This is a genomic window from Kitasatospora sp. NPDC058190 (assembly GCF_042883685.1).
Lineage (GTDB): Bacteria > Actinomycetota > Actinomycetes > Streptomycetales > Streptomycetaceae > Kitasatospora.
This window is the reverse complement of record NZ_JBHVVI010000073.1, coordinates 21,370-47,893: the sequence shown is the minus strand read 5'-3', so window position 1 is coordinate 47,893 and position 26,524 is coordinate 21,370. Positions and strand designations below refer to the sequence as shown.

23 protein-coding genes are annotated in these 26,524 nt (G+C 72.1%); 15 read left to right on the top strand and 8 right to left on the bottom strand.

Annotation, left to right across the window (positions count from 1 at the left end; translation table 11 throughout):
- The 5 genes from ACFVWU_RS28880 to ACFVWU_RS28860 form a co-directional block, all read left to right on the top strand.
- Positions 1-761: DUF317 domain-containing protein (locus ACFVWU_RS28880; protein ID WP_387626380.1), on the top strand; the 761-nt coding region annotated here is incomplete at its 5' end.
- Between the two features lie 96 nt (positions 762-857).
- Positions 858-1,655, top strand: coding sequence for a hypothetical protein (locus ACFVWU_RS28875; protein ID WP_387626378.1), 798 nt, complete (start codon positions 858-860; stop codon positions 1,653-1,655).
- A 200-nt stretch (positions 1,656-1,855) separates the two neighbouring features.
- Positions 1,856-2,029: a hypothetical protein gene (locus tag ACFVWU_RS28870; RefSeq protein WP_387626376.1), complete on the top strand. Its 174-nt coding sequence runs from the start codon at positions 1,856-1,858 to the stop codon at positions 2,027-2,029.
- 71 nt (positions 2,030-2,100) lie between these two features.
- Positions 2,101-3,111 carry a hypothetical protein gene (locus ACFVWU_RS28865; RefSeq protein WP_387626374.1) on the top strand — a complete coding sequence of 337 codons (1,011 nt, stop codon included), beginning with the start codon at positions 2,101-2,103 and terminating at the stop codon, positions 3,109-3,111.
- A gap of 213 nt (positions 3,112-3,324) precedes the next feature.
- The gene (locus ACFVWU_RS28860; RefSeq protein WP_270142935.1) at positions 3,325-4,239 is read left to right on the top strand and encodes a ribosome-inactivating family protein; all 915 of its coding nucleotides are present in this window, start codon (positions 3,325-3,327) and stop codon (positions 4,237-4,239) included.
- A gap of 92 nt (positions 4,240-4,331) precedes the next feature.
- Here ACFVWU_RS28860 and ACFVWU_RS28855 read toward each other — a convergent pair whose 3' ends face one another.
- Positions 4,332-4,688, bottom strand: a complete 357-nt coding sequence (locus ACFVWU_RS28855; RefSeq protein ID WP_387626372.1) for a hypothetical protein — start codon at positions 4,686-4,688, stop codon at positions 4,332-4,334.
- A 164-nt stretch (positions 4,689-4,852) separates the two neighbouring features.
- Here ACFVWU_RS28855 and ACFVWU_RS28850 point away from each other — a divergent pair, with 164 nt between their 5' ends.
- Entirely contained in the window at positions 4,853-5,932 is a 1,080-nt protein-coding gene (locus ACFVWU_RS28850; protein ID WP_387626370.1) for an MFS transporter, read from the top strand.
- 98 nt (positions 5,933-6,030) lie between these two features.
- Here ACFVWU_RS28850 and ACFVWU_RS28845 read toward each other — a convergent pair whose 3' ends face one another.
- Entirely contained in the window at positions 6,031-6,591 is a 561-nt protein-coding gene (locus ACFVWU_RS28845; protein ID WP_387626368.1) for a hypothetical protein, read from the bottom strand.
- A 348-nt stretch (positions 6,592-6,939) separates the two neighbouring features.
- On the opposite strand from ACFVWU_RS28845, the gene ACFVWU_RS28840 reads away from it, so the two are divergent.
- On the top strand, positions 6,940-8,232 hold the full coding sequence (locus ACFVWU_RS28840; protein ID WP_387626366.1) for a DUF317 domain-containing protein: 1,293 nt from the start codon (positions 6,940-6,942) through the stop codon (positions 8,230-8,232).
- 661 nt (positions 8,233-8,893) lie between these two features.
- Here the strand turns inward: ACFVWU_RS28840 and ACFVWU_RS28835 are convergent.
- On the bottom strand, positions 8,894-9,697 hold the full coding sequence (locus ACFVWU_RS28835; RefSeq protein ID WP_387626364.1) for an exodeoxyribonuclease III: 804 nt from the start codon (positions 9,695-9,697) through the stop codon (positions 8,894-8,896).
- Positions 9,698-9,994: 297 nt separating this feature from the next.
- Between ACFVWU_RS28835 and ACFVWU_RS28830 the strand changes: the two genes are divergently transcribed.
- A complete protein-coding gene (locus tag ACFVWU_RS28830; protein WP_387626362.1) occupies positions 9,995-10,768 on the top strand; it encodes a GntR family transcriptional regulator in 774 nt (257 codons plus the stop codon).
- Between the two features lie 149 nt (positions 10,769-10,917).
- Here ACFVWU_RS28830 and ACFVWU_RS28825 read toward each other — a convergent pair whose 3' ends face one another.
- The 3 genes from ACFVWU_RS28825 to ACFVWU_RS28815 all read right to left on the bottom strand — a co-directional run bounded on the left by ACFVWU_RS28825 (position 10,918) and on the right by ACFVWU_RS28815 (position 14,348).
- Positions 10,918-12,081, bottom strand: coding sequence for an ROK family protein (locus ACFVWU_RS28825; RefSeq protein ID WP_387626360.1), 1,164 nt, complete (start codon positions 12,079-12,081; stop codon positions 10,918-10,920).
- A 336-nt stretch (positions 12,082-12,417) separates the two neighbouring features.
- On the bottom strand, positions 12,418-12,762 hold the full coding sequence (locus ACFVWU_RS28820) for a hypothetical protein (RefSeq protein WP_387626358.1): 345 nt from the start codon (positions 12,760-12,762) through the stop codon (positions 12,418-12,420).
- A gap of 41 nt (positions 12,763-12,803) precedes the next feature.
- A complete protein-coding gene (locus tag ACFVWU_RS28815; protein ID WP_387626356.1) occupies positions 12,804-14,348 on the bottom strand; it encodes a hypothetical protein in 1,545 nt (514 codons plus the stop codon).
- Between the two features lie 277 nt (positions 14,349-14,625).
- Here ACFVWU_RS28815 and paaK point away from each other — a divergent pair, with 277 nt between their 5' ends.
- Positions 14,626-15,960: a phenylacetate--CoA ligase PaaK gene (paaK, locus tag ACFVWU_RS28810; RefSeq protein ID WP_387626354.1), complete on the top strand. Its 1,335-nt coding sequence runs from the start codon at positions 14,626-14,628 to the stop codon at positions 15,958-15,960.
- 282 nt (positions 15,961-16,242) lie between these two features.
- Here paaK and ACFVWU_RS28805 read toward each other — a convergent pair whose 3' ends face one another.
- Positions 16,243-17,364 (bottom strand): GNAT family N-acetyltransferase, encoded by a 1,122-nt coding sequence (locus ACFVWU_RS28805; protein WP_387626352.1) that lies wholly within the window; start codon positions 17,362-17,364, stop codon positions 16,243-16,245.
- Between the two features lie 234 nt (positions 17,365-17,598).
- Between ACFVWU_RS28805 and ACFVWU_RS28800 the strand changes: the two genes are divergently transcribed.
- The 3 genes from ACFVWU_RS28800 to ACFVWU_RS28790 all read left to right on the top strand — a co-directional run bounded on the left by ACFVWU_RS28800 (position 17,599) and on the right by ACFVWU_RS28790 (position 19,866).
- Positions 17,599-19,098: a DUF6025 family protein gene (locus ACFVWU_RS28800; RefSeq protein ID WP_387626350.1), complete on the top strand. Its 1,500-nt coding sequence runs from the start codon at positions 17,599-17,601 to the stop codon at positions 19,096-19,098.
- A gap of 295 nt (positions 19,099-19,393) precedes the next feature.
- Positions 19,394-19,576 (top strand): hypothetical protein, encoded by a 183-nt coding sequence (locus tag ACFVWU_RS28795; RefSeq protein WP_387626348.1) that lies wholly within the window; start codon positions 19,394-19,396, stop codon positions 19,574-19,576.
- Positions 19,577-19,584: 8 nt separating this feature from the next.
- Positions 19,585-19,866 (top strand): hypothetical protein, encoded by a 282-nt coding sequence (locus tag ACFVWU_RS28790; RefSeq protein WP_387626346.1) that lies wholly within the window; start codon positions 19,585-19,587, stop codon positions 19,864-19,866.
- 7 nt (positions 19,867-19,873) lie between these two features.
- Here the strand turns inward: ACFVWU_RS28790 and ACFVWU_RS28785 are convergent, their stop codons facing one another.
- Positions 19,874-20,743, bottom strand: a complete 870-nt coding sequence (locus ACFVWU_RS28785) for a LuxR C-terminal-related transcriptional regulator (RefSeq protein ID WP_387626344.1) — start codon at positions 20,741-20,743, stop codon at positions 19,874-19,876.
- A 364-nt stretch (positions 20,744-21,107) separates the two neighbouring features.
- Here ACFVWU_RS28785 and ACFVWU_RS28780 point away from each other — a divergent pair, with 364 nt between their 5' ends.
- Genes ACFVWU_RS28780 through ACFVWU_RS28770 form a run of 3 tightly spaced genes read left to right on the top strand, consistent with a single transcriptional unit; the run spans position 21,108 to position 26,503 of the window.
- Positions 21,108-23,396, top strand: a complete 2,289-nt coding sequence (locus ACFVWU_RS28780) for an aconitate hydratase (protein ID WP_387626342.1) — start codon at positions 21,108-21,110, stop codon at positions 23,394-23,396.
- A gap of 19 nt (positions 23,397-23,415) precedes the next feature.
- Entirely contained in the window at positions 23,416-25,029 is a 1,614-nt protein-coding gene (locus tag ACFVWU_RS28775) for an amino acid adenylation domain-containing protein (RefSeq protein ID WP_387626340.1), read from the top strand.
- A gap of 7 nt (positions 25,030-25,036) precedes the next feature.
- On the top strand, positions 25,037-26,503 hold the full coding sequence (locus ACFVWU_RS28770; RefSeq protein ID WP_387626338.1) for a citrate/2-methylcitrate synthase: 1,467 nt from the start codon (positions 25,037-25,039) through the stop codon (positions 26,501-26,503).
- Positions 26,504-26,524 lie beyond the last annotated feature (21 nt).

The window sequence follows — 26,524 nt, the reverse complement described above, 5'->3', positions numbered from 1 at the left end:
CAGATCCTGAGTCTCGACACCTCAAGATCTGCACAGGGGACGGCGTGTACTGCGTCAGGCGCTCCTCAGCGACCCACAGATGGAGCAGAAGAGCCCCAAATACGCTCTACGCGTTCGCGCGGGACACGACGAACACGTCGACCTGCTACGGACGCTGCGCCAGCATATGGCCCCCGCTGCTCACCACCGGCGCCACGGCCAGCCCGGGGGTCAACAGCAGCCACCTCGTCGCCGACACCCTCGAACACCTTCCCGACCAGCTCACCGCCAGCCGGAGCATCTACGTCAAGGAGGCCACCCGCCACCTCGAACAGGCCGGTTGGGACAAGCAGGTCACCGACACGCACACACGCCTGACGCCGGCAGGTGAGCACGCCGAGCTGGCCGGCCTGTCCCTCCAACGGCACCCTGAGCCGTGGCAGGGCGAGGAGTTCGAGCAGTTCGCGGAGACGATCACGATGTGGGGCGGCCCGAAGGGCAGCGCCCGCTGGGAGGCCAAGTTCACCCGGGACACGCCCCTGCACCTGGTAGCCGCAGCCACCCGCTCGCTGGTGACGCCGTCCCCGGTCGAGCGCTACCGCGACGACCTCGACCTGGCCGTCCTGCCCTACCTCGCCAGCCCTGACCGCTCACGCTCGACCCGCGCTGCCGCTGCTCGCGCCACCAGCACTACCACCGCCGCCGGTCACGGCGCCGCCGTCGTCGTTGCCCCGCCCGCAGCCGCTCAGCGCGATGCCGCAGCCGTCGCGAAGAAGCGCTGATCGGCCCGACCCGGCCGACGCGGCACCCACCGGCACGGCCCTGGGCCGCGGTACACCGAACAGGCGTCAACCCCACTGCGGACACCGGCCGCAGACTTGGAGCCCCAGCTGTACTTCGCCCCGTTCAACGACCACGTCTACGACCTCGACCTCGACGAACTGGACCCCGCCGACGAGCAGACCTCCCGCGCTCTCGCCCGGCTGGGCGACTGGGAGGACCCGTGCATCGTGCTGGCCGGCTACGATCAGCCCCGCGACCGGCAGCCGGGCCGGTGGGACTACTTCTATCTCGCGCACGACGAGCAGATGGCCGCCCAGGGCAGGCCGTTCTTCCTCGGTGTCCACCTGGAACGCGACACCGACGCCCGGCTGGTGCGCGTCGCCGTGCGCGAGTCGGCGATGCCGGACCTGGCCGAGGCGTGGCTCATTGCCCGGGGTGCCGACCCGACACAGCTTCGGGAGCGCATGCAGCGCAGCGAGTACCGCGCCGCCGACGCCGAAACCGAGGCGGCGCAGGACCTGCTGCGCCACTCCGGCACGCGCTTCGACGTCCACGACTCGGCCTCTTCGCCGGGCGCGCTGTACGTGACCTGGGTGATCGCCACCGACAACGAGGCACCCGACCCTGCCCGTCCGGTCGCTGTCTTTGTCGGGCACCGGCAGGCCGACAGTGAGGCGTTCACCCTCCGGTACGGGCACTTCGCCAGCATCGAGGACGCCTATACCTGGAGCCGCCTTCCCAGCGAACCCCTGCCGCGGCCCGGCCAGCCCGGTACGTCCCGCGCCGACGCCGCCCGCCTCGACCGCCGCCCGGCCGGTCTGACCGAGGCCAGCGGACTGGACGACCCACCCACCCCGCCAGCACACCGGTCCGGACCCGAACGCAGCCGCTGAGCCCGAAGGGAACTCCCCCGATCACCACCGACCCCAGCCCGAGCACCCCCCTCGACGTCGCCCCCCGGTACCTCGCTGGCGCAAGCAGTCGGACCAGCCCCATCGCCCGAGCCGTCCTGGTCCTCGACTGGCGGCAGGACTGCAACCGCGAACTCGGCCAGACCTTCGTCAGCAGTCCCGACCACCGCTTCCGGATCGGGATGGGCCAGCTCGAACCCGGCGCCTGGTGGCGGATCACCGCCGCCCGCGCAGCCGCCGCCCGCGCTCGCACCGGCAGTCCGGTCGCAGCAGCCGCCGGACGCACGACGACCGTCGTCGTGTCCCCTCCCGCCGTCGCCTCCGCAACCACCGTCCCGCACGGCAAGCGCCGCTGAGCCGGCCAAATCACGCCGCTCCACCGTCGGCAGTGTTGGCGCGGACACCGACCCAACCAACGCGCCACCGTGTGCAAGGTCCTCCACAACGCCCAACTCCTGCACCGCAACAGGCCAGAAGCGCACACGACTTCGCGCACCTGCCCGAGCGCGAGGCGTATCTCGCGCACTTCATCGACCGCCTCCCCGAGGGTGCGGCGATCGACATCAAGACCCTGGCGCGCGAGCAACCCCGTTACGGACAGCAGGCGGTGCGCAAGGCACTGAAGGCCCTGTGCGACGCCGGGCACCTCAGGCGGGAGCTCGAGAAGGTCGGCGAGGGGATCACCCGGTGGGTGTGGCGCACCTTCTTCTCCCGCACTCCGCACGCCGAGTCGTGGTGGCGGAACTTCCTCGGCAGCCGTGACCGCAACCGCCTGACCGGCGGCGCCGCCGACCCCGAACCCGGGCCGCCACCGCGCTCGGAGGCGTACCGCGCCCTGGCGGAGCTGGGCAACGCCGACAAGCGGCTGATGCTCTCCGCCAAGGACTGCGAGGCGTTGGAGCCACTCGCCGCCGAGTGGTTCGCGCGACGCGTGACGCTGGACCGGTTCCTGCACATGATGACCAACGCCCTGCCGCACAGCGTCGCCGCGCCGGGCCCGTTCGTCCGGAGGCGGCTGGTGGACAGGATCCCGCCCGAGCCTCCGGCGGCCCCGGCCGTCGTCCCGAGGCGCGACGGCTGCCGCGCGCCGGTCACGCGCGCCGGTGCGCCCTGTCACCGCTGCACCACCGCCCAACCGGGCGTGGCGCGGCCGGAGGTGCCCCAGCCGCCCCGGCCAGGAGCAGCTGGGCCGCCCGGTGTCCGCGAGCGCATGATCGCCGAGGCCCGTGCCGTCGTCAGCAGGGCCCGCGAGTTCGGAGCCCTTGGACAGGGAGGCCGGGAACGCGGGGAACGGGAACGCGGGGGCCGAGAGGCGCCGGCCCACCTCTCGGCGGTACAGGATCCACCGGCGGCCCCGGCTTCACGGAGCATGAGGTCCGTGCAGGTCAGCCGAGTTGATGAACAGCGCCCGGGAGGGCCGCCCGGCGGCACGCGGTAGCGCCCTGCCAACGGTGCGCGGTGCGGCGAACGATCGTTCCGTCTCGATCAAGTCCGATGGGCCTGCTGACATAGCGTCATGTGCGAGGGCGACCGCCGCCCGGTCGCCCAACCCCGTCGGCGGGTTGCGGGGAGCACCGGTCGGCTCGCCCGCTTCCTCCGTCGCTCCGGGCCCGCCCGGTGCGCTCACGCTGACGATCGGACAGACATGCACATGTTGGGGAGACTCCGCCGGACGCTGCGCCAGGCAGTGGGGGGCCTGGTTCTGGCACTGGCGGTCACGGCCGGCCTGCTGTGCCCCGCTGGAACGGCCTCGGCGTCGACCGGCGACGGCTCCGTGAGCCACGTCTGGCTGAACCTGGGCCACGCTCCCAGCCCGAACCTCCGCATCTCCTACTCGACCTTCCTGGCGAGCCTGCGCGCCGCGGTCGGCAACTCCCTGCAGGGGGTGGAGGTCGCCCAGGCCGCCTCGCAGAACGAAGGGGTCGTCCGAGTCTCACTGAGCGCCGTCGACGACCACGGGACCGAGCGGGCGGTCGACCTGTGGATCAACCCGGACAACCTCTACCTGGTGGGATACTCACCCCAGGCGACGCCCGGCGTTTCCTACATCTTCAACGACATCCATGCCAGCGCGGCCATCCCCACCGCACGGCAGAACCTGCCGTTCGGCGGGAACTACAACTCCCTGGTCGGCGCGGCCCACCGCGACCGTTCCAACACCCCCATCTCGTTCTCGAGCATCCGCCAGGCCGTCCTCGACCTGGCCAACCAGCGGTCGGCCGGCAGCAACCAGCAGACGACCGCCCGCGCCCTCCTGCTGCTCATCCAGTTCACCTCCGAAGCCGCCCGCTTCAACGACCTCGAGGGCGTCTTCCGCAACGTCCTGGCCGACTGGGGCAACTCGGGCAGCGGCATTCCCTCCTGGCTCCAGCAGATGGAGAACAACTGGGGCACCCTCTCCAACTTCTTCTGGAACGACCTCGGTTTCGGCAACAACCCCCACCCGGCGCCTCTGACCATCGGTGGCATTCGCATCAACAACGCGAGCGACGTCCGGCGTTACGTCAGGACCGTGCTGACTCCGGTGGTCGGCACCTCGTTCAACCCCGGGCACCAGGAGCTCTGACCCCGCCCCTCCGCACGCGCCGCTCGGACCACCGTCCGGGCGGCGCGTGCAGCAGGGCGAACGGACTGCTGGCGAAGGACGACAGCGCCCCCTCACGCCTCCGGCGGTGTGTACCGGGCCCGCGCGGTCACGGCCAGCAGGGTGAGGGGGACCGCGGCCGCCGCGGCGGCCGTGAAGAGGGCCCGGTAGGCGTGGTGTTCGGCCAGGGTGGCGCCGAGGGAGGAGCCCACGGCGCTGCCCGCGAACAGGGCGGCGACGAAGAGGGCGACCGAGGTGCCACGGGCAGCCGGCGCCAGGGACGTCGCCCAGGTCTGCAGCGAGGAGTGGAAGAACGACCAACCGCCGCCCAGCAGTACGGCGGCCAGTGCGATGCCCGGGACGGACAGCGTGATGGCGGCGACCAGGAAGCCGAGCACCATCATCGTGCCGCCCGCCGCATGGGCCCTCACCCCACATCACGCTGCCGAACCACCACCAATGCCGGAGCCCGCCCATAGCCACCCCTATCGCCGACCGCACCACCACCTCCACAAACCCGTACGCCACCGTCCTCAGTACGCCGCGCGTTCCTACGCTGCTCGCCGGCACCCTGATCGGGCGGATGCCGGGCGTCATGGCTCCAACTCTGGTCCTGCTGGCCCAGACTCGTGCCGGCACCGGACTCGTCACGGCAGGTGTCCTGTCAGCCCTGCAGGCCATCACCGCCGCCCTCAGCCAGCCTGTGCTCGCCAGGGTGGCCGACCGATACGGTCACCGAACCGTCCTGACCGCCAGCACCGCGGCCACCACACTGGTCTTCCTCCTCCTCGCGGCCATGCCCGCCAGCGAGTTCCTCACCGGCATACTCGTCGCGCTCTCCGGGCTCCTGGCTCCGCCGGTGCAGTCCTGCCTGCGAGGACGCTGGACCACGCTGGTCCCCGACCACGCGATCGGCTGCGCGCATGCCCTCGACAGCTCCCTGTCCGAGATCCTCTACATCGCGGCGCCACTGACCACAGCTGCGGCCGTCTACGGCACCGGCCCGGCCAGCGGTTACCTCCTCGCAGCCGGACTCGGCGTCATAGGCACTGCCGTCCTGTCCGTCGCCCCCTCTGTGCCCGCCACCCGCTCCACGTGGGCCCGCCACTCACTCGGCCCGCTCCGTTCCGCCGACCTGCTGTGGATCATGTCCATCCACGCATGCCTGGGCGCTTCGGTCGGCACGGTGACCTTGGCCGGACTGCTGGTCTCCACCCACAGCGGTCAGCCCTCCACCTCCGGCCTCGTTCCCGCCCTCTACGCCGTCGACGCCCTCGTCGGGGGCCTCATCTTCGGTGCGCGGCGGTGGCCGGGAACACCTGCACGCCGCCTGGTGATCGGCTTCGTCCTGATGGCCGTCAGCTGGCTGCCCGCCGCCGCCTGCTCCACCCCCTGGGGCGCGGCACTCGCCGCCATCGTCCCCGGCGCAGCAATGACACCCACCCTCGTCTGCGGCTCCGACCTGCGCCACGAGCATGTCATCGACGGCCAAGCCGAGGCATCCGGCTGGGTCATCGCGGCCACGGGGTTCGGAAGGGCGATCGGCGTAGCACTTGCCAGCCACTGGCCCACCACCTGGTGGCCAGCTGTCTACGCGGCCTGCGCGCTGCCAACCGCGGCGCTGTGGCTGCACCGTCCCCGCACCCGCTCACGCCCAGTCTCCCGTACCCCGTGACACGACCAACCCATGGCTGGGCGGACCGACGCCGACGCCGTTACGACCCACGGCCGCTGACGCCCCGACGAAACTTCCGCTCGACCGCGGTGAGAGCGTCAGCGGCGGTTGACGCTGAAGCCGCTGTCGCGGAGAGCGGCGGTCCACACGTCCCGGTCGAACCACTTCGTGATGTCCGGCACGTGTGCGGAGATCGCCTCCATGCGCGCGTCCCAGTCGTGGCCAGATGGCCCGCGGCTGCCCTCGCATCCAGGGCAGCCGTCCTCGCCGTGGATGTGGCCGGCCGTCCAGGCGTTCACGGCGACGTTGATGATCACCGAGTACAGGTCGCCGCCAGTCTCGGTCAGCGAGTCGGGGACGCCTGCCAGGATCAGCGCCAGTTCCGGGTTGTTGACCGGCGGCATCGGCGCCTGCCCGGCCCCGCGTGCGTCGCTGCTGGCCTTGAAGTCCTTCTGCTGCTGGGCGATGATGTCAGCCAGCCTGGTCGCGTCGAAGTACCGCCAGGCGGAACGGACCTGGATGCCCAGCTGCTCGGCCACCGTGGTCATGTTGCGCTCGATGGTGTCCTCGACCGTGCCCGGGCGCACGGTGACACCCCTGCGGGCCAGCTCGACCAGCGGCTGCGCGACGGCTTCCTTGAATGCTTTGGTGTTCCTCACCACAGCAGGTTAGAGCCTTACGAGCAGGCCAGGACCGAGCACCTGGAAGACCTGCTCTGCCCCTGCGGCGAGCGGTTCGAGACCCACAACCTCTGCTGCGGCAACCCCGCACGACCTCGTCGGAGTGCCGTACGGCAGCCCACCGGGTCGCAGCTGCCCGCTCGAGGACCGCCCGGACCACCAGCGCGGCAGCGACCCCGGGCCTGCCGGCATCCCATCCTCACCGGCGAGCGCACCGCGCCGCCGCTCACACCGCCGTATAGCGAGGAACACCCGATCGCCACCTACATCGACGTCACACCCCGCTATCTCGCCGGATACGCGGGCGACGGTCCCGTCCTCTCGCCGTTGGTCCTCGCGTACAACTGGGACCACAGCTACAACCGCGACCTCGACCAGACGTTCGTCTCCAGCCCTGACCATCGTTTCCGTATCGGTCTCAACCAGCTTGACCCCGGAGCCTGGTGGCGGATCTCCGCCGCCCGTGAACCCCTCGACGTGCCGCAGTGGCAGGCCGGTTTCTCCAAGGACACCCCGGCCGAGCTGATTGCCGCGGTCACCGACAAGCTGCACTACAACCGGCACACGATCGACTGGACGGGGGAGACGCACCCCGCGCTCAAGCAGGGCGCGTTCGGCGCGCTCGCTATCGCGGACGCGCTCGCCGCCGCCGGATGGCGCGAGCTGCAGGACACCGCCGGAGTACGGCGCTTCGAAACGGCAGACGGGCTGGCCCGCGCCGAACTGCGGCCCGACGCCGACCCGCTCGACCTGATGGCCCACCCCGCACTCCACGTCGAGGTCGGCCCCGCAGACGCCGGGATCCCCTACTGGCAGGCCCTGTTCACCGCCGACACCCCCGCCCTGGTCACCACCGCATTCGTCCAGGCCCTCACCGACCCCGCGCCGCTGCGACGGGACGCGGACTGGATGGACGAACACCTCCTCGCACACCTCGGCCGAGGCGACGCCGACACCGCAGAGGACACGGCGGCGCAGCTGCCGTTCACCGACGAGGACATCCGCAAGGCCACCGCCCGAGTCCTCTCGACCGCCCTGGAATGGGCCGACTACAACCCACCGGACGACATCTGGGAGGTCTTCGCCGACGCGGCCATCCCCAGCCGGGGCGTCCCCTTCAGGGACCTACCCAAGGACCAGGCAGCCCTCGCCACCCGCCTCGTCATCGACCTGGTCGTGGACGCAGCCGACCGCACCGAACTGCTCGTCGACCTGCCGGCCATCCGCCTGGAACCCCGAACGTCGACCACCAAGACTGCGGACCTCTCCGATCTGGAGCTGTCCGGCCTCGGCTTCACCAACGCCGACCTGTACGCCGCCGCGGCCGACGTCTGCGAGCACCAGATCCACTGGGGAGACGACCCATCGGGCATCGCCGAACTCCTCCACGACGAGGCCATCGCCAGCACCTCCGGGAACACGGCCACCCAGCTGACCTGGTGCGACCTCGAACCCGCTGCCCGAGAACAGGCCCACAAAGCCGTACACGCCTACATCGCGCTCGCAGGCGAGAGCACCCACGCCCTCTTCACGCCGCGCGATCAACTCCGCGCCGCCCCACTGGTCACGGCCAGCCCGGTCTTCCTCGCCGGTCCCGGCCCTGCCGGCGAATCCATTTAACCCGGAAGACCTGCAGCTCCGGCAACAAACCCCCTGTTTCGCCTGCCCATGTGATTGTGAGCCAGGCATGATACCTCACGGCAGCAAAAAGAGCTAGATATTGTTGCGCATATCACGCTGGTGGTGGTCGCGTTCGGGCGGTGCGGGGTGTTCCTGAGCAGGCTCAAGGACCCAAAAGATGCTAGGTGGACACCCACCACGCCGTTCACTCGGTTCACCCCCGTCGGCGGGGGAGAACCCGGCCAGTCGAGCAGTCCCCGGATCGGACGATGGATCACCCCGTGTGACAGCGCCCTCCGCGCCCTGCTGCGGGCCACCCCCGCGTCGGCGGGGATAGCATGCGCCGGACCGCGATCGAGCTGCACGCCAGCGGACCACCCCCCGCGTTGGCGGGGAGCACTTCCTGGGCCGTCGCCACCGCGCGCTGCTCGTTGGACCACCCCTGCGTCGGCGGGGAGAACTTGTCTCTGATTCACATAAAGCCACTGGTGACCGTGCTCCCCGCCGCCGCGGGGGTGATCCGTTCCTGGCGGACGTGGAGACCCTGGGTATCAAGTGCTCCCCGCCGACGCGGGGGTGGTTCGTAGGTCTTCCGCCACATGGCGCAGGTGGGCCACCCGCGCCTGCTCCGAGCTCAGGGCGGCCCAGCCGCTTCACCTCATCAGACGTTGTGGTCGTAAACGACCGTCACGGGCGCGTGGTCGGACCACCGTTCGGCGTGCGTGTCCGCGCGTTCGACGTAGGCCTCTACCGCCTTGGCAGCGATGCCCGGCGTTGTACAATGCAGGTCGATCCGCCAGCCGGAGTCGTTGTCGAAGGCGCGGCCGCGGTAGGACCACCAGGAGTAGGGGCCGGTGCGGTCGGGGTGGAGGGCGCGGACGACGTCGACGTAGCCGGCCTCGTCGTAGACGCGGGAGAGCCAGGCGCGTTCCTCGGGGAGGAAGCCGGCGGACTTCTGGTTGGCCTTCCAGTTCTTGAGGTCCTCGGGGCGGTGGGCGATGTTCCAGTCGCCGCAGACCACGACCTCGCGGCCGTCGGCGGCGGCGCGGGCGCGCAGGGCGGTGAGGTGGTCGAGGAATTCCGCCATGAAGCGTTCCTTCTCGTCCTGGCGCTCGGTGCCGACTTCGCCGGAGGGGAGGTAGAGGCTGGCGATGGTCAGGCCGGGCAGGTCGATTTCGGCATATCTGCCCGAATCATCGAATTCCTCCGACCCGAATCCGATGGCGGTGCGCTGCGGCTCCTGGCGGGAGAGGACGGCGACGCCGGCCCGGCCCTTGGCGACGGAGGGGGCCCAGACCGCGTGCCAGCCGTCCAGGTCGCGCAGTTCGACGGGCAGCTGCCCGGGCTCGGAGCGCACCTCCTGGAGGCAGATCACGTCCGCCTCGGTTCCGGCCAGCCATTCGACGAAGCCCTTCTTGGCTGCCGCCCGGATTCCGTTCACATTCACACTCGTCACCACGATCACCCGGGCAGCCTACCGACTGGCCTCGCCCGCGCCGAAGCGTGACGCGCTGCCGCAGGCGGTGTCGGGCCGCCGGAAAACAGCTGTCGTGAACGCGGCATGAATCTCCGCGACGGCCGCATCAAGCTGCGGCATTGGTCTTGACCATCTCCGGACGCAACACCTAGGGTCGCTTACTGCAAGGACCTTTAATAAAGAAGGACGGATAAAGGCCCGCTCTCCCACCTGCCGCAACAGCGGGCAGCGGGCCGGGGATCCGCCCTCCTTGTCAGGGCGGACAGAAGCAGGGTGGAGGACACGGTGGGAACGACAGGACAGCTTTCGCCGGTGCCGGAACCGAAGTACTGGCACCTGCGCACGGTGCTGCTGCGGGCCATCGACTCGGAGTTCTCCACCGGCCAGGTCCTGCCGAACGAGCGCGAGCTCGCCGCCCGCTTCGGGGTGGCCCGGGCCACGCTGCGACAGGCGCTCGACCAGCTGGAGCTGGAAGGCCGCCTGGTCCGCCGCCGGGGGATCGGCACCCTGATCGCCGCCCCGCGGGTCGGCGTCCCGGTGAACCGGCAGGAGGAGGGCTGGCCCGGCGCCGGCCGCAGCCAGGCCTGGCGCACGGTCGACTGCGCCACCGCCCCCGCCTCCGCGCAGCTGGCCAAGAACCTGGGCATCGCCGAGGGCGCCACCGTGCACACCGTCCGCCGGGTCCGACTGGTCGAGGGCCGTGCGATGGCCTGCGAGTCGCTGCACGTCCCGGCCTCCGCACTTCCGCACCTGCCCGGCTTCCGGGCCGAGAGCGACCGCGCCCGTTCGGTGCTGCGCCAGCTGGAGCGACTGGAGGTGGACGGCGAGTCCCGCGCCGTCGAGCTCGGTGTCGCCGAGGCCGAGGAGGCCCTGCTGCTGGAGCGCCCCCCGGGCACCCCGGTGCTGGTCATGACCACCCAGTACGCCTCGGCGGGCCGGCTGGTGGCGCTCGCCGTCGCCACCTACCGGGCGGACACCTGCAAGCTGACCTTCGGCGAGGCCGGCCTGGTCGAGGTCACCCCGGTCGGCGCGGCGGCCGAGGTCCGCACCGCCTCCTGAACCATTTCCCGACACCCTCGGGCAACGGCCCGGGCGCCCGAGTGGCGTCCGGGCCGTCGCCGTTGAGTGGGGTAGGGCGTGTCTGACAATTCGCGTCGCGCACCCGGCGGGAATTGTCAGACACGCCCGAGGTCTGCGTGCGGAGCCGGTCAGAGACGGGGCGGGTCGACGGCGAAGAGCTGGTCCTCGACGTGGTCCAGGGCGACCCGCAGGGCGCCCATCGCGACGACCTCCGAGCCCAGCGCCGCCAGCGCCACCTCGGGGGCGCGCAGGGTGAACTGGGCCAGCCGCTCACGCAGCGGCTCCAGCACGCCGTCCAGTCCGGCGGCCCAGCCGCCGATCACCACCAGCTGCGGGTCGATGGCCAGCACCAGCGCCGCGACGCCCTGCACCAGGCGGGTCAGGAAGCGGTCCATGGCGACCTTGGCCACCTCGTCGCCCTCCCGGGCCAGCCGCAGCACCCGGGCGACCGCTGCCTCGTCCAGCGGGTTGAGCGCCTTGCCGGTGGTGGAGAGCAGCCTCTCCGGGGTGACCTCCTGGCCGAGCAGGTGCAGCGCGCCGATCTCGCCGGCCGCGCCGCCGTAGCCGCGGTGCAGCTTGCCGTTGATCAGCGAGCCGGCGCCGGGGCTCAGGCCCGCCATCACGAAGACCACGTCGTCGGCGCCGAGTGCCGCGCCCTGCCAGTGCTCGGCGATGGCGGCGAGGTTGGCGTCGTTCTCGATCAGGACCGGGCAGCGGAACGAGCGCCGCAGCCGGGCACCGAGGTCCAGGCCGGTCCAACCGGGCATCGCGGTGCCGAGCTGAACGGTGCCCTCGCGGTCCACGATGCCGGGGGTGCCGATGCCGACGGCCCACAGGTTGTCCCGGGAGATCCCGGCCTTGCGCAGCACCTCGGCGACGGCGGTGCGGACGGCGGCGAGCCGGTCCTCGGCGTCCAGGGTCTCGTCCACCGGCTTGAAGTGACTGCCCACCACCTCGCCGGTGAGGTCGGCGAGGATGACCCGGATGTCGTGCACGCCGATCTCGATGCCGAGGATGTGCCCGGCCTCGGCGCGGAAGCGGAACCAGCGGGCCGGGCGGCCGCGGCGGCCGGTGCCCGACTGGCCGTCCTCGCGGGGCTGTTCGACCTCGGCCACCAGTCCGGTCTCGACCAGACCCTCGATCACGCCCTCGACGGTCGGCCGGGAGAGCCCGGTCTCGCCGACGAGCTGAGTGAGGGTCACGGAGTGGCCGGCCCGCAGCGCCCGAAGCGTGACCGCGGCGTTGATCCGCCGCAGCAGCGAGGAGTCTCCTCCGGTGAGCCGATCCGCCAATGCGATGCCCTTCGCCGTTCGCGCGACTGCCCTGGCGCGCGGTGTCGAGTGCGCGGAGCCCACAGAATGGCCCGCGGGGAGGTGCCCCCGGAACGCGGTACGGGCGGCGCGAGGGCCGCCCGCGCGAGGGCCCGGAGCACATGCCGGAGCCTACCCGGGGACCGCCCTGCGGGGCGAGGATTCCCGCAGCTCATCCGGGCTTCGGTATCGAAATGGTACGGATCGGGTGGTGGCGTGTGATCCGGGCTCCACGAGTCACTCACGGGTCGCCCGCATCAGGGTCTCCGGGACGTCACCGCCCGCTCCCGGACGGCCGGTACGCGGGAGCCCCGGGCCTCACCGCCCGCCCCCGGACGGCCCGCGGCCCGGGCGTGGCCCCCTGCCCACCAGCTGACCGCACGGGCCGGCCGGGCGCACCGCCCGGAACGAGCGCACCGCCCGGAGCCCCCGCACCGACCAGCGCGAGCGCACCGACAGCAGCGAGCCGACGCTCAGCCAGGAGCACGCCGACAGCGCGCTGAGGACCGAGCCGGCCGAGCCGATCGACAGCACGCTGCCGACCGACCCGACGGAGAGCACCGAGCCGACCGAGCCGATCGACAGCAGCGAGCCGATGGAACCGATGGAGGCGATCGAGCCCAGTGAGGCCCGGGAGCGGATCGAGCGCACGGAAGCGACCATGGGCCCGATGGTAGCCGCGGCTCGGCAGCCGTGGCTCGGCGTCAGTCCACTCGGGCGGCGAACAGCCGCTGCCCCAGCAGCCCCATCGGGTGCCCGTCCTCCGGCAGCGTGAGCACGGTCGGACAGCCGGCCGCGGTGAGCGCGGTCCGCCAGCGTTCGGCCGGGTGGGCGGTCAGGCCGCGGGCGTCGCCGGTGATCAGCACGTCGAGCTGTTCGACGGTGGGCGCGAGCAGCAGCAGCCGGCCGCCGGGGGAGAGCAGGTCGACCAGGGCCGGGACCTCCTCCTCGGGCCGTCCGGTCGCGGTGGCGACCACGACGTCGTAGCGGCCGCCGTCGGGGGCGAGGTGGTGCTCGGCGTTCTGTCGGGGGCGGGCGGCCAGGGCGCGGGTGATCGCGGTCTCGGCGCCGTCGCGGTCGAGTTCGAGCACCCGCAGCGGCTCCGTCCCGTCGTGGGCCTCGGCGGTGCCGCGCACCAGGGCGCCGACGGCGGCGCCGAGGTAGCCGCGGGAGGCGGCCCAGCGGACCGGGGCGGCGGCCGGACGGGGCGCCTCCTCGCCGGTGATCAGCCGGGGCAGTCGCAGCGCGCCGCGCCGTGCCCGGTCGAGGGCGGCGGCCGGGCCGAGCCCGTCGGCCCAGGCCTCGACGGCGGGGCGCCAGGCGTCGCGGACCTCGGCGGCGGTGAGTTCGGGCGCGCCGTGGAAGGTCGGGCCCTGGGCGCCGCCGTCCTGGCGGGCGATCAGGCCGTGCCGGGCGAGGGCGTCCAGCCAGCGGCCGACCCGGGGGCGCTGGGCGGGGGTGACCAGGGCGGTGGCGAGGAGCTCGGGCTCGGAGCAGCCGTGCGCGGGGTCGGTGAGGACGCCGGCCTGCTGGAGGGCGTGCAGCAGCGAGGTGAGGACGGCCCGGTCGAGGCGGGCGCCGAACTCGGTGACCTGCTCGGCGGTGACGCCGATGCTGTGCTTCCAGGCGGCGGCGGTGGCGGCCTCCGCGTCGGCGCGCAGCCGGCGGTCGGCGGCCTCGGCTTGGCTGTGCGGGGCGCGGACGTGGGCGAGGACGGCGCCGAGCGCGTCGACGGCGGCGTACACGTCGTCCTGGCGGGGCTCGGGTCCGACGTGCAGGACCAGCCGCAGCGCGCTGAGGTCGTGCTCGGTGAGGCCGGGTTGCCGGCTGAGTCGCCAGAGCAGGGCGGAGGGCAGGCTGAGGTGGGTGGTGCCGTTGGCGGCGAGGGCGGCGAGCTGCTCGTCGGCCCGCTGGTCGGGGTCGGCGCAGTGCACGGTGCCGCCGGCCAGCAGGGTGGCCAGGGCGAGTTCGACGGCGAGGTCGGTGGCGGGGTGCAGCACGGTGTGCCGGATCGGCGGCGGGCCGAGGACGCCCGCCCAGTGCCGGAGCCGCTGTTCGGCGGTGCGGGCGGCGGAGGGCGGCAGCGCGGCGTGTTCGGCGACGCGTTCGGCGAGGGCCCGGGGCAGGCCGCCCGGCGGGGAGACGCCGAGCAGCAGGCCGATGCCGCTGATCGCGCGCCCGTCGGCGACGACGGCGGGCCGGTCGCCGAGCTCGCGCAGCGCGCTGACCAGCGCAGGAGTCGAGGCCAAGGTGATCACTCCGGGGTGCAGGGGAGAAGCCGCACTACTGAACCATGCGTCCGGGCCGGAAGCGGCCGCCTACGGGTCAAAATTCCGTAATGATTTTCATATCGGCCAGCCAAGCGGGTGGATCGATCCCGGTACGAAGGTGCCGGAACTTCACATTCCGGGACCCTTGCGCGATCCCTTGACAGGTGGTTCGGGTGCTGGATTACTTGGCCTGGGCTTGCCCTGACCGAACGATCGGTCGGGCCTCCTGGATCGGCCGACCTGCGAAGGAGCGACGATGACCGCCAGTGCACCCGACCCGCGTCGACGTCTGGGGGAGCCGATTCCACCCGCACTCCTGGACGCCGGGGAGCGGATGAGCGTCGACGAACTGCGCGCCCATCAGCTCGACAGGCTCCGGGCCACCCTCCGGCACGCGTACGACAACGTCGAGCTCTACCGCCGCAAGTTCGACGCGGCCGGCGTGCGCCCCGAGGACTGCCGCACCCTGGACGACCTCGCCCGCTTCCCCTTCACCACCAAGGCCGACCTGCGCGAGGGCTACCCCTTCGGCATGTTCGCCGTCCCGATGGAGCGGGTCCGCCGGATCCACGCCTCCAGCGGCACCACCGGGCGCCCGACCGTGGTCGGCTACACCGAGAACGACCTGTCCATGTGGGCCGACGTGGTCGCCCGCTCGATCCGCGCGGCCGGCGGCCGGCCCGGCGACAAGGTGCACATCGCCTACGGCTACGGGCTGTTCACCGGGGGTCTGGGCGCGCACTACGGCGCCGAGCGGGCCGGCTGCACCGTCATCCCGGCCTCCGGCGGCATGACCGCCCGCCAGGTCCAGCTGATCCAGGATTTCCGGCCCGAGATCATCATGGTCACCCCGTCCTACCTGCTGACCCTGCTGGACGAGTTCGAGAAGCAGGGCGTCGACCCGCGCGCCAGCTCGCTGAAGGTCGGCATCTTCGGCGCCGAGCCCTGGACCGAGGAGATGCGGCGCGAGATCGAGGACCGACTCGACCTGCACGCCGTCGACATCTACGGCCTCTCCGAGGTGGTCGGCCCCGGCATCGCCCAGGAGTGCGTGGAGACCAAGGACGGACTGCACGTCTGGGAGGACCACTTCTACCCGGAGGTCGTCGACCCCTTCACCGACCGGGTGCTGCCGGAGGGCGAGGGCGGCGAGCTGGTCTTCACCTCGCTCACCAAGGAGGCCCTGCCGGTCATCCGCTACCGCACCCGCGACCTCAGCCGGCTGCTGCCCGGCACCGCGCGGCCGTCCTTCCGGCGGATGGAGAAGGTCACCGGGCGCAGCGACGACATGATCATCCTGCGCGGGGTGAACGTCTTCCCGACCCAGATCGAGGAGATCCTGCTGCGCACCCCGGGCGTCGCCCCGCACTTCCAGCTGCGGCTGACCCGGCAGGGGCGGCTGGACCACATGACGGTGCGGGTCGAGGCCCGCCCGGAGGCGCCGGTCGAGCAGCGGGAGGCGGCGCGGGCGGCCATCGTCCGCGCGGTGAAGGACGGCGTGGGCGTGACGGTCGCGGCCGAGGTGGTGGAGCCGTACACGCTGGAGCGCTCGGTCGGGAAGATCAAGCGGGTGGTCGACGAGCGGCGGTAGCCGGCGGGGTGGTCGAGGAGCGGCAGTGGTCGACGGGGCGGTCGACGGGCGGCCGCGGTGGCCGACGGGTGGTCGACCGGGCCGCTGTGGCGGGCCGCGGGGAGGTCGGAGGCGCACGGCTGTCCGGGGGGTGATGCCGTGCGCCTCCGACGTCTACAGAAATGTAGACGGCCATCCCGTGGGACGTCCAGCCGTGACCCGTTCGGCGCATCCGGATCGTGGCGCGGCCCGGAGCTCCCCGGGCTCCGAGGGGAGGGGGTGGACTCGGGACGGGACAACGCCTCAGGAGAGTCGACGCAGGAAGCAGTGCTGGTCGGTGGCCACGGCACCGCGGGACGCCTTGGCCTGCTCGCTGCCCAGACCGTAGTGGACGGCCCGTACCCCGCGGGCGGCGGCCTCCTCCACCAGGCGGTAGAAGAGCAGCTCGAAGTAGAGGGCCAGCTTGTGTTCGCGCTGGTAGGCGTAGTCGAAGCCGCAGTGCCGCGCGTACCAGCGGTCCTGGTGGCCGACCAGGAGGGCGAAGCCGCGGATGGTCGAGCCGGTGCGGGCGGTCAGCACCAAGGCGTCGTCGCCGTACAGCCGGTGGATCTCGTGGAGTTTTGCGGCGGCCTGCCCGGGCTCCAGCGCGACGCCGTACTTGTCGGTCAACTGGCATTCCAGAAAGGCCAGTTCGTCGATCTCCCGGACGTCCAGCGGGGCGAGGTCGATGCTCATCCGGTGTTCGGCCACGCGGCGCCGCTCGGCCTTGACGGAGACCTGGCGCTTGCGGGGCAGGGTGGCCAGCAGGCCCGCGAAGCCGTCTCCGGGGACGGGGAGCCGGCTGTAACGACCGGACCGGAAGGAGCGGTAGCCGCGGTCGGCGAGCACCGTGCGCAGCAGGGCGTCCTGCTCGTCGACGAAGAGGAAGGCGGCGCAGCCGGCCTCCAGTTCCACCGCGATGGCCTCGATCTCGGCCACCAGCGCCACCAGTTCGGCCTCGCCCGCCCGCGGATGGTGCAGGATCCGGGTGGTGCCGACGTGCCGGCCGCCCGCGATCAGTGCCGGCAGCAGGGCCTCGGCCGGGGCGGGCGGCTCGGCGAGGAGTTCCGCGAGGAGTTCGGTGGCACCCGGTTCTCCCGCGGCGGCCTGCCGCTCCAACAGGGTGTGCGGCCGTGCGGTGGGACCCCACCTGGTGGCCGCGTCGGCCCGGGCGGTGGCCACGGCGGCGAGCAGGGTGTCGCCGCGACGCAGCATCAGATAGCGCATCGGCACGCCGGCAACGCCCTCGACGACGTCGAGCCAGCGTCGACTGAGCAGGGCGTCCTCCGGCCCGAGGAGGGCGTCCCAGTCGGCGGGCAGTTCGGCGGCGTGCGCCACGCGGGAGATGGTCAGGGGGCCGTGGGCGGTGATCGTGTCGGTGTTCACCCGGCCATCCTCGAACGGCGGCGGCCGGCTTCTCCAGGGTTCGCGTGGCAGGAAGTTGAGCGGGCCGTTGACAGCTTCCTGCTCCGGTGTCCCGATGTCCGGTGAGCCGCGGACTGGCAGATTGAGGCCAGCGACAGACGGCGCCGTGTCGAACGGCCAGGACTTCGGGACGGTATGCGGATGATTTCTCTTGACAGCCCGGTACGAGCGAAGAAGGCAGCCGCTCGACGAGCCTTGGCGGACGACACCCGCTGCTATGCCAAGGACCGGGGCAGCCGGTTCATCTCGTTCCTGGACGAGTCCGGCCTGTTCGACGCGACCTTCGGCCGACCGCGGTTCACCCGGGAGCTCTTCGAACGGGTCGCCGAGCGGAAGCAGTTGTTCGTCGGGATCAACCCCGGCGGCACCGACCTGCAGGTGGGGCGGCTGCTCGACGCGATCCGCGGCCACGACTGGTTGCGCCCGGTGCGCAGCGGACACGCCGGCAACTGGGCGCCGATCTGGTCCGGGCGAGCCCCGTTGCTCGCCTACAACCGCGCCGCCACCGCGGACCTCGGGGTCGGCCGTCCGGTCATCCACGCGCTGGTGCTCACGGAGACCGCCGACCTCACCAAGGGCGACACGATCTACCGTCCGGGATCCCTGTACCGCGACGGCGAGTTGCACCCGCTGGACCTGGCGGCTCCGGCCGACCGGGGCGGTTGGCGGGAGCTGAGCCGCGAGGTGCCCCGCTTCGTCCCGTGGACCTGGGCGGAGCTGGACGGCGGCCGGGTCAACCTCGCGGACCTGCACTGCTCCGGGCTGCGGGCCGACGCCCCGGTCCCGGTGCTGGTGGAGGCCGAGCTGATCTGGCGCAACGCCGGGACGGTCCGCGGCTGGCTGGTCAACCTGCTGGAGAAGTACGGGCGTTCGGCCTTCCGCGGCGAACTCACGCCGCTCTTCGGTCGCGGTGTGGGGCGGGACGCCGCGGTCTGCGCGATCCGGGTCCGGGTCGACGGCGGCCGCTACCTGCTGTCCGGCGACAACGGCGCGACCTGGCAACCACTGGGCGGCGCCGAGGAGTTGGCCGACCTCTGCCTGCTTCCCTACCGGGTGGTGGCCGAGCCCGCGGTGGCCGAGCAGCTGGTGCGCTCCGCTCCCGCGATCACCCCGCTGCTCTCCAACCGGCTGTCCAGTCTGATCAGCGCCTACCTGGGCGTGGCCACCACCCTGCCGCCGGACGAGCTGGCAGCGGAGCCCTTCGCGTTGATGGTCGAATGGGGCGCTCTCGCGCAGGGCGGATACCCGCCCATGCGCCGAGGCTACTTCGCCTCCCGGAGCAACCAGCGCGCCATGCGTGGCATCGTCGGCGTCTTCGCCGCGGCCAACCGTCTCCCGCCGCTCGTGCACGTCATGCTGCCGCTGGCACCGTTGATCCTGCTGCCGTCCACCGCGGAGCCGGTCGACGCCGACCACTTGGCCGGTTTCTTCGCGGAGGTGGGCCGGCGTACGGCGGGGCTGGGCGACACGGTGCCCTTCGCGCTGGAACGGGCCGGCTCCGCCTATCAGGACTGGGGCGCTGCCGGGGCGGTCTCCGACTTCTACCGCAGCAAGTTCAGCGGGGCGCGCTCGGTGGAGACCCATGGCTCCGGCGCGGACACCGCGTTCACCATCGAGACCTCGCAGCTTCGCGAGCTGACCTTGCGTCAGGCGGGACTGACGGCGGCCACCCTGTTCGGCGCGTGGAAGGCGTAGCGCGGTCTCGGGGATTCGACACGGCATACGACAGGCAATACGGGCATGGCCCCGGGCGGAAGGTCGCCCGGGGCCATGCCCGTATCGGCTTTTCGTCGCGGTTCGGGAATGCCGGAGGCAATTCCGGTCCTGTCAGGAAGATGCAGCGGCGGGTGCAACTTGCTGGCCCGGCAGAGCCTGGAATCAAAACCCGGCACCTGCGAGATTTGAGGAGTCGCCGAGAACGCCGGAACACCGGAGCCGAAGGCGGCGAAATCCTGTGGAATCCCGATGAGTCGAGAGTGAGAAATCCTTCATGCGAAAGCTGCTGAGCGTCACCCGCCCGTCCACGGTCCGCACGGCCGCCGTACTGACGGCGCTCGGAATCGTCGCGGTGCCGTTCGCCGGAACCGCGAGCGCCGACGACACGCTGCCGACCACCACCACTGCCGTGACCACCACCGCCACCACACAGCCGGACATCCAGGGGTGGCAGTGACCGGGCGGGTGGATCAGCCGGCGGCGGTCCGGCCGAGGCCGGTGGAGCTGGTCGTCCGCAACGCCGCACAGGACGCGGCGACGGCGACGTCCCCGCTCGGTGCCTCCCGTCTGCTGTCGCTGCTGCCGGCGACCTGGCGGATCGACGTCGGCTTCGCCGACGGCGACGTGACCGTGCTGGTGCGGGCCGACGACGGCGTGACGGTGGAGCAGATCCGCCGGGCGGCGGAGCGGGCGCTGGCGGATCCCACCCTGGCCGGCTGGCGGCTGGTGTCCCGCCGTGGTCGATGACCGCAGGTCATATCCAGCCTCGCTCACGGGCCATGATCGCGACCTGGAAGCGGTTGGCCGCCCCGAGCCGCAGCATCACGTCGGCGACGTAACGCCGGAAGGTGCGGACCGAGATGCCCATCTGCCGCGCGCCGACCTCGTCCTTCTCCACCTCGGTGAGGATGCGCAGCACCATCAGCTCGTTGGTGCTCAGCTGCTCCTCCGAACCGGCCGGGTCGTCCCCCTCGGCCAGCGGCGCGGCGGCGTTCCAGACCTGGTTGAACAGCTCGATCATGTGGGAGACCAGGCCCGCCTGACGCACGATGAGCGCGCCGCGCGAGCTGTCGGCGGGGTCGACCGGAACGACGGCCACCGACCGGTCGAAGACGAGCAGCCGTTCCATGCGCTGCTCGACGGCTCGGATCTCCGCGCCGGCCTGGGTGAGTTCCCGCAGGTACCGACCGGTCGCCGGATCCGCCGTCGCACTGGTGAGCACCACGGTGCGCAGCGAGATCCCACGGCGCAACGCCCGCAGATCCAGCGGCCTGGCCGCCTCGATCAGGGCCGGGGTGAGCGGGCCGTCCGGTTGGAAGGCCAGGACCTCCCGGTGGGTGAAGAAGGCCAGATCGTCGATCCGGGCCCGGACTTCGGCCACGCTCTCCAGGCGCTCGATGTCGAGCGGGCTCTCCCGGTTCAGATCACCGTGCTGCTGGTCCTCGATGAGCGAGGGGATGACGCTGCGGGCTCCCGCGGTGCGTGCCACCTCGTCGTTGAGCTTCCGCAGGCGTTTGGAGATGAGCCGTTCGACGGCGGCCGCGGGTTGCGCCGCGACCACCCGTTCGCCCTCGACCAGCGAGAGGAGCTGGTCCTCGTGGAGCCGGAGGATCACGGCGTCCATGGATTCGCGGTCCAATCCGAGGTCATCGGCCGCGGATTCGACGGGCCGGCCCGGATGGCGAAGGAAGTGCCGGTACACCAGCTCTTCCTCGTGGGAAATTCCAAGACGTTCCAGACTCATCGTTTCCACCCCCAATGAGGCCGCATCCGCAGCATCGCACTGCTCTCTCGCGGCCAGGCATTTTTCCGTCCGCCCGAGGGGTCTGCCGAAGACCCGATCCCCGGTGTCGCGAACATTCCTGTCCACAGCCCGATTCACGTCGCCCGCTTCATGCCGACCGAAGGTCGTCAGGCGCATCGTGGGCCTACCTGTCGGTAGCCGTCCACAGCGGGCCGTTCCAACGTCAAAACCGATTGGAAGTCACATGTCCGACAACAGCCGTCGCACGTCCGAGGCGCTCGTCCGAGCGTCCTACCGGCGGGCCGTCCCGCGGATCGAGGCCGCGCGGGCCCGGATCGGGCGGCCCCTCACCCTCACCGAGAAGATCCTCGCCGGACACATGGTCGATCCCGCAGCCGCGACCGTGACTCGCGGAGAGGGCTACAACCCGTTGGTGCCCGACCGAGTGGCCATGCCGGACTCGACGGCGCAGATGGTGCTGCTTCAATTCATGACCTCGGGACTGTACCAGGTCGCGGTGCCGGCCTCGGTCCACTGCGACCACCTGATCCAGGCGCGGACCGGCGCCGGCCCGGACCTCCTGGCGGCCCGCCAGGAGAACGACGAGGTGTACGAGTTCCTGCGGGACGGCTGCCGCAAGTACGGGATCGGCTTCTGGGGCCCCGGCAGCGGGATCATCCACCAGGTCTTCTTCAACAACTACGCGTTCCCCGGCGGCATGCTGCTCGGGACGGACAGCCACACGCCGATGGCCGGCGGGATGGGCATGCTGGGCATCGGGGTGGGTGGTGGCGACGCCGTGGACAGCCTGGCCGGCCGGTCGTTCGGCCTGCCGATGCCGGGGATCATCGGGGTCCGCCTCACCGGCGCGCTCGGCGGCTGGACCAGTCCCAAGGACGTGGTCCTCGCGCTGGCCGGGATCCTCTCGGTCAAGGGCGGTACCGGCTCGGTCATCGAGTACTTCGGTCCGGGCGTCGCCTCGATCAGCGCCACCGGCCGGGGCACCATCTGCAACATGGGCGCCGAGGTCGGCGCGACCTCCTCGGTCTTCCCCTTCGACGAGGTCACGGCCCGGCACCTCCGGTCGACCGATCGCGCCGGCATCGCCGAACTGGCCGCCGGGCACGCCGAGCACCTGCGGGCCGACTCCGAGGTCGAGGCCCACCCGGAGCGGTTCTACGACCGGGTGATCGAGATCGACCTGTCCGCGCTCGAACAGCAGATCGTCGGCCCGCACAGTCCCGACGCGGCGCGCGGGGTCTCGCGGATGAGCGCGGTGGCGGCAGCCGAGAACCACCCGACCGAGATCAGCCAGGCGTTCATCGGTTCGTGCACCAACTCGAGCTATGAGGACATGGGCCGGGCCGCGGACGTGGCCCGGCAGGCCCGCGCCGCGGGCCTCAGGCTGAAGAGCCCGCTCTTCGTCACCCCCGGCTCCGAGCAGGTGCGCGCGACCATCGAGCGGGACGGGCTGCTGGCCGACCTGGAGGCGATCGGCGCGAAGGTCCTGGCCAACGCCTGCGGCCCGTGCATCGGCCAGTGGAAGCGCACCGACGGGCTGGGCGGCACCAGCAACGTCATCCTGTCGAGCTTCAACCGCAACTTCCCGCGCCGCAACGACGGCCACGCCGAGACGCTCGCCTTCCTCGCCTCCCCGGAGACGGTGATCGCCGCGGCGCTGGCCGGCCGGGTGGACTTCGACCCGCGCAGCGACGAACTGCCCGGCGGAGTGAGGCTCCGCCCGCCAGTGGCCGACGACGCCCCCGCGGCGGGCTACGCCGACGGCCACGACTACTTCCACGCCCCGTCCGCGACCCCGGACGAGATCGTCATCGAGGTGGACCCGGCGAGCGAGCGACTGCAGCTGCTGGAGGCCTTCCCCGCCTGGGACGGCGCGGACCTGGCCGAACTGCCGGTGCTGTTCAAGGCGAAGGGCAAGTGCACGACCGACCACATCTCGGCCGCCGGGTCGTGGCTGCGCTACCGCGGCCACCTGGAGCGGATCTCCGCGAACACCTTCCTGGGCGTCAACAACGCCTTCGGCGGCGGGGCGGGTGAGGGCCTCGACCAGCTCACCGGTGAGTGGGGCAAGCTGCCCGAGATCGCCCGCCGGTACCGCGACGCGGGCCTGGGCTGGGTCGCGGTCGGCGACGAGAACTACGGCGAGGGCTCCTCCCGCGAGCACGCCGCGATGCAGCCGCGCCACCTCGGCTGCCGGGCGGTGGTCGCCCGCGGCTTCGCCCGGATCCACGAGACCAATCTCAAGAGCCAGGGCGTCCTGCCGCTGACCCTCACCGACCCCGGCGACTACGAGCGGATCCGGTGCGCCGACCGGATCAGCGTGACCGGCCTGTCGGACCTGCGGCCGGGGGCACCGCTGCACGTGGTGCTGCACCACGAGGACGGCACCAGGGACGAGTTCCCCGTACGGCACAGCCTGAGCCACGAGCAGATCGAGTGGTTCCGGGCCGGCTCCGCCATGAACGCCCTGCGGCGGACCCTGTCGGACGCCACCGCGCCGGCCGTGGCGTGACGCGGAGAGGAGAATCCCTGTGAACCCCCTGACCGGCCTGTTGCACGCCGGATTCCTGCGGTCCGTCCAGCGGTACCCCGACCGGCCCGCCCTGCAGCTGCGCGGGAAGACGATCAGCTACGCCGAGGCCGACCTGGTCGCACGCCGGTGGGCCGCCGCACTGCTGGCCGCGGCCCCCGCGCCGCGTCGGGTCGGACTCTTCGCCCATCGGAGCGAGGTGTCCTACCTGGGCATGCTGGCCGCCCTCTACGCGGGCGCCGCCGTCGTCCCGCTGAACCGCACCTTCCCGCCGGCCCGCACCCGCGACATGCTCGAACGAGCCGAGCTGGACGTCCTGCTGGTGGACGCGCAGTCGGCGGAGCAGCTGCCCGAGGTGCTGCGCGGCCTCGATCCGGTGCTGCCGGTGGTGGCCCCCGAGTCGGCCGCCGGCCGGCTCGACCTGCCGCCCGGCACGCCGCTGCTCGCCGGGGGAGAGGTCACCGCCCGCGCCGGCCTGCCGGCCCCCGTGCAGAGCGACCCGAACGCGACGGCGTACCTGCTGTTCACCTCCGGCAGCACCGGCCGGCCGAAGGGTGTGCCGGTCTCGCACCGCAACGCCGACCACTTCCTGACCGTGAACGCCGAGCGCTACGGCTTCACCCCGGACGACCGCTTCACCCAGACCTTCGACCAGACCTTCGACCTGGCGATGTTCGACCTGTTCATGGCCTGGGGCTGCGGCGGCTGCCTCGTCCCGCTCGAACCGCTCGACCTGCTGGCCCCGTTCCGGTTCGTCGAGGAGAACCGGATCACCGTCTGGTTCTCGGTGCCTTCGGTCGCCGCCCTGCTGCGGCGCAAGCGCCTGCTGACCCCGGGGAGCCTGCGGTCGCTGCGCTGGAGCCTGTTCTGCGGGGAGGCGCTGCCCAGCGCCACCGCGCGGGAGTGGCAGGCCGCCGCACCGAACTCGATCGTCGAGAACCTGTACGGCCCCACGGAGGCGACCATCGCCTGCACGGTCCACCGCTGGGATCCGCAGACCTCACCGGTCGACTGCGTCAACGGCGCCGTCCCGATCGGCCGGCCCTACCCGGGCCTGGAGGCACTGGTGCTGACCGAGGACAGGCGGATCGCCGAGCCGCACCACGAGGGCGAGTTGTGCGTGTCAGGTCCGCAGGTCTTCGACGGGTACTGGCAGGACCAGCCGCAGAGCGCCGAGAAGCTGATCGTCGTGGAGCAGCCCGCCGGTACCCCGCGCACCTGGTACCGCACCGGCGACCGGGTCCGTCGGCTGGAGTCGGGCGAGTACGTCTGCCTCGGCCGGATGGACCAGCAGGTCAAGATCCATGGACACCGGGTCGAGCTCGGCGAGATCGAGGCCCGACTGGCCGCCCTGCCCGGCGTGGTGAACGCGGCCGTGGTCACCGTGCCGGGCGCCGTCGAGGACACCGTCGAGCTGGTCGCCTTCGTCTGCGGCCACGACCCGCGGGCCGAGGAGCTGGAGGCCGCGCTGCGCACCCGGCTGCCGCGCTACATGGTTCCGCGCTCGATCCACGTCGTCGACGCCCTGCCGCTCAACGCCAACCAGAAGGTCGACCGCAACGCACTGCGCTCCCACGCCGACCGGCTGCTCGTGCCCGCCCCGTCCAAGAGGTGATCACCCGATGAACACGACCATGGTCGACGACGGTCCGACCGCCGACCGTCGCACCACCGAACTGCTCTGCCGGGTACTCGGGTTGAGCCGGCAAGAGGTGACCGACGACCTGCGCTACCAGTCGATCACCGCCTGGGACAGCTTCGCCCACGTCGAGTTGATGGTCTCGCTGGAGAGCGAGACCGGGGTGCCGATCGACGGCGACCTGATGATCGCCCTGACCTCGGTGCCCGCGATCCGCGAGTTCATCACCGCGCACTCCGGCGACCCGATCGACCCGATCGACGAGGGCACCGCACCGCGCCCGGCCGACGACCAGGAGGAGGTCGCCGTCCACCGCGGCCTGACCGGTGTGGTCCTCGACGACAGCGCGGTCTCGGAGATCGACGGCCGGGGCGGCCGGCTCTCCTACCGCGGCTACTCGATCCACGATCTCGCCGAGCGGGCGAGCTTCGAGGAGGTCGCGCATCTGCTGCTGCACGGTGAGCTGCCGAACGCGGCCGAACTGGCCGCCTTCGCCGACCGGTTGGCGCACGCCCGGGTGCTGCCCGAGGCGGTGCTGGACACCATAGCGACGTACCGCCGGGCCCGCCCGATGTCCGTGCTGCGCACCGCGGTGTCGGCGCTCGCCGCGGTGGACGAAGCGGGAGAGGATCCGGTGCCCGGGATCGATCCGCGGGAGCGGCTGATCGCCCGGATCCCCACCATCCTCGCCGCACAACAGGCACTGCGCACCGGTGCCCCCGCCCCGGCCCCGGACCGTCGGCCCGGCCACGCCCGGGCGCTGCTGGGCATGTTGGGGCTGTCCACCGACCCCGAGCTGGTGCGACTGCTCGACCGCTGCCTGGTGGTCCAGGCCGAGCACGGTTCAAACGCCTCGGCCTTCACCGCCAGGGTGGTGACCGGCACCGGGGCCGACCGCTACGGCGCGGTGACCGCCGCGATCGCCGCCTTCGACGGACCGCTGCACGGCGGCGCGACCGAGCAGGTGGCGACCATGGTGGCGGAGGTGGGCTCGCCGGACAACGCCGCGCGGTACGTGGCCGGCTGCCGGGAGAACCGCCGCCCGGTGATGGGCTTCGGACACCGCGTCTACCGGACCGAGGACCCGCGTGCCCGCCACCTGCGCTCGGCCGCCGAGCAGCTCAGCGCGGCCACCGGCGCCCGGCACACCCTGTCGGTGCTGGAGGCCGTCCGCGAAGCGATGCGGCCCATGCGCTCGCACGGCCTGGACATCAACGTCGACTTCTACTCGGGCACCATCTACGACCAACTCGGCTTTCCCGCCGAGTTGTTCGTGCCGATTTTCGTGGCCGCCCGGATGCCCGGCTGGCTCGCCCAGATCGACGAGCAGCACGCGAACAACGTCCTGATCCGCCCGCTGCTGCGCTACTCCGGGGAGCGGCAACGCCCCTTCGTCCCGCTGACGGACCGGCTGACCGACCGGCTGACCGACCGGCTGACCGACCGCTGACCTTCCCACCCGACTGCCCAA